The organism is Arthrobacter agilis (genome assembly GCF_006494655.1).
In the GTDB taxonomy this organism is placed as follows: Bacteria; Actinomycetota; Actinomycetes; order Actinomycetales; family Micrococcaceae; genus Arthrobacter_D; species Arthrobacter_D agilis.
Window position 1 is genome coordinate 1 of sequence record NZ_VHIM01000017.1, and the last position, 3,083, is coordinate 3,083.

Annotated in this window: 1 protein-coding gene; it reads left to right on the forward strand. The window is 62.8% G+C overall.

The window, feature by feature from the left end; translation table 11 throughout:
* Positions 1–596 precede the first annotated feature (596 nt).
* A complete protein-coding gene (locus tag FJV46_RS14980) occupies positions 597–2,129 on the forward strand; it encodes an AICE element replication initiation protein (RefSeq protein ID WP_087025278.1) in 1,533 nt (510 codons plus the stop codon).
* Positions 2,130–3,083 lie beyond the last annotated feature (954 nt).

The following is a 3,083-nucleotide window of genomic DNA, read 5'->3' on the forward strand; positions in this document are numbered from 1 at the left end:
GGACATTGTCGAGGCCTTCCGGATTGAGCGGCTTAGTCACTGCCGATCTTGGAAGGTCTCGACCTCATTTCGGAGTCAGGTGCTCACGGCGTGTCGCTCAGCGCTCCCACCTCAAGTATGAAGAGCCCGTTATCCGTCCCGCTGTCACCCGACGACTACCGGGCCGTCGTAGGGGAGTTGATGCGCCGCGTAAGCCCTGCTGGTCACGAATTTGATTCGGGATCTGCTCAGCCGGAGCGCCTGATGTACCTTCCCGCGGTCCGGGCCGGGCAGGAGTTATGGCACGAGGCTCGGAACGGCGCGTTCCTCGATGCTGCACCGCTTGCTGCAGCTGCCCGCGCGGACTACATGGAGGAGGCTTCCACTACTGTTCCAGCAGGCACGGCTGGCCCGAGCGATGGGAAGGCCTACTTTCGATCTGCCGTTGATCGGGAGCAGGACAATTTGGCATTCCGGTTTGAGGGAGCCGTAACGAAGGGCTGAATCGAGCGGCCTTCAAGCTTGGGCAGCTCGCGCACCTGTGGCCGGCTGACGACGCTGAGGACCCTCGCGACATCGCCCTTGAAGCACTTCGCTGGGCTGGCGGAGCTAACGGGATGATGGACGACTCAGACGGTGAGACTGAGCTCCTGCGCACCTTCTCCAATGGCTGGGGTAGCGGCATGGAGGAACCACGCGAGGTGAAGCCGGTCCAGCAGATTAGCAGTGGCAGCCAAACTGGCGGTGCGCCGAGCGCGGCAAGCGCGATCGTGGACCTTGCGCTGGGCAAGTACACGCTCGGTATCAGCGAGAAGGACGGTCCGTTCGCCCTGCCAAAGTGCGGCGCGCCGGTCATCAAGATGCTGCGGGGCGGCAAAGATTCGCTGAGGGCCGAGCTGGCAAAGGACTACCGCCGCACTACGGGACGGGTTGCCCCGCAGCAGGCGCTTACAGATGCTCTGCAGGTGCTCGAGGGTGAGGCTCAGGACCTGGAACCTGTGGAACTGCACATGCGGGTGGCCGCAGCACAGGGTTACCACTGGTACGACCTCGGGGACCAGACCGGGCGGGCTGTACGCATCGGCCCGGATGGCTGGCAGGTAGTTGACCGGCCGCCTGTTCTGTTCCAACGTTCGGCGCTCACCGCGGCCTGCCCGGAGCCCGCGCGCGGAGGGACGAACGCGGACCTGTTCGCACTCACCAACGCCGCGGAGTCTGACAAGCCCTTGCTGATCGCCGCTATGGTTGCGGCATTCTGGCCTAGCATCGCTCATCCGATCGTCGCATTCAGTGGTGAGCAGGGTACGGGTAAGTCGACTAACGCAATGCGAGTCACGGGCATCGTGGACCCCTCCACTGTCCCGCTGCGGAAGTCGCCGCGTGATGCTGAGTCGTGGATTACCGCCGCCGCTGGCAGCTGGATGGTCACGGTGGACAACATCAGCACGATCAACGAGTGGTTTAGTGACGCGCTTTGCCGGGCGAGCACCGGAGACGGGGACGTGAAGCGGCGTCTGTACTCGGATGCAGCCCTGTCAGTGTTCAGCTTCCGCCGCTGCGTGATGCTGACGGGAATCGATCTGGGCGGGCTGCGCGGCGATCTGACGGAACGCCTTTTGCGCATCGAGCTGGACACCATCCAAGCGAAGGACCGCCGTTCCGAGGCGCAGATGGCACAGGAGTATGCCGCGGCGCACCCGCGGACGATCGGTGCTCTCCTGACTCTTGTTGCACAGGTCATGGCGGCGCTGCCGCTGGTTGACCTAACGGAGACAATGCGTCTGGCTGACTTCCACCGAATTCTCGCGGCGGTAGATCAGGTGCTCGGTACGGACGGATGTGCGCGGTATCAGGCACAGCATCAGTCGATGGCGGCCGACAGCCTGACCGCTAATCCTTTTACTGCGCTGATGATGGAGCACGCAACGGCCTTCACCGGCACAGCAGGGCAGTTATTGGATCTCGTGCAGTCGCGAAACCTAGAGCATCATCGCGCGCCTGCGGGTTGGCCGAAGTCCGCGCGGGCTGTGACGACTCTGCTGAGGCGAGACGCTCCCGCCCTACGCTCCGGCGGGTGGCGGGTAACTAGCGCCGAGAACCGGCTCGGAGTACTCACTTGGAGCCTGCAAGCGCCGGAAAGCGCAGGTTAGCGATGGCATCTGACCTGCGCTCTGACCTGCACCACAGCCCACTAACCTGCACTTTGCCTACCCGAAAACCGCATGTTCTAAGGGATGTGCAGGTCAGCAGGTCATGCAGGCTCCATTTCCGGGCCTTCTCTGGTCCGGCGGTGCTGGTTTGCAGGTCAGACCCTCTATGTCCATCTCTTCTAGAAAGAGGCCTGGTAGGGGCGCAGAGAACCAACCAGCACCAAGCCTTAGAAGGCCCGTAAAGGTGACCTGCATGACCTGCAAACCAGCACCGCCCGGGCTGGCGTCGCTTTTCGACACTCGAAGGAGCCCCTGATGTGGCCGATTGCGGAGGGCGAAAGCCGCTCGGCGCATCGGCAAGTACAGAGCCGTGAACACCGATCAAGGAGCACGAGATGGGTTGGATTCCATACGAAGAGTACGACGAAGCCGAGGGGCGCGACTTGCCTCCATTCGAAGACCGACTGACCGAAGACAGCACCGACGAAGGGGACGAAGAAGATGTCTGACTACTACTGCCCAGAATGCAACGGACCACGGACGTGGGACTGGATTTTCGATCACGTGCGGAACGCCTGTTGGATCGGCGACCGGGACGACGCTACACGCTGCGTAGACGTAGAGCGGCTGGAGTGGTCGCACGGAGGGTTCGCCAGGCAGGCGACGGAGGCAGAGCTAGCGCTTGCGGGCCATGTCGCGGGGTATTCCGTAACCGCTGAGGCGCAGTTCCACGATCCGATGGAGCCGCCAGAGCTGGTCAAGGGTCCCGAGACCGTTGTCAAGCGTGGGACTCCAGGATTCGCGCGTCGAGTGATCGCGGGGATATCCGGCTCTTCATACTTGAGGTGGGAGCGCTGAGCGACACGCCGTGAGCACCTGACTCCGAAATGAGGTCGAGACCTTCCAAGATCGGCAGTGACTAAGCCGCTCAATCCGGAAGGCCTCGACAATGTC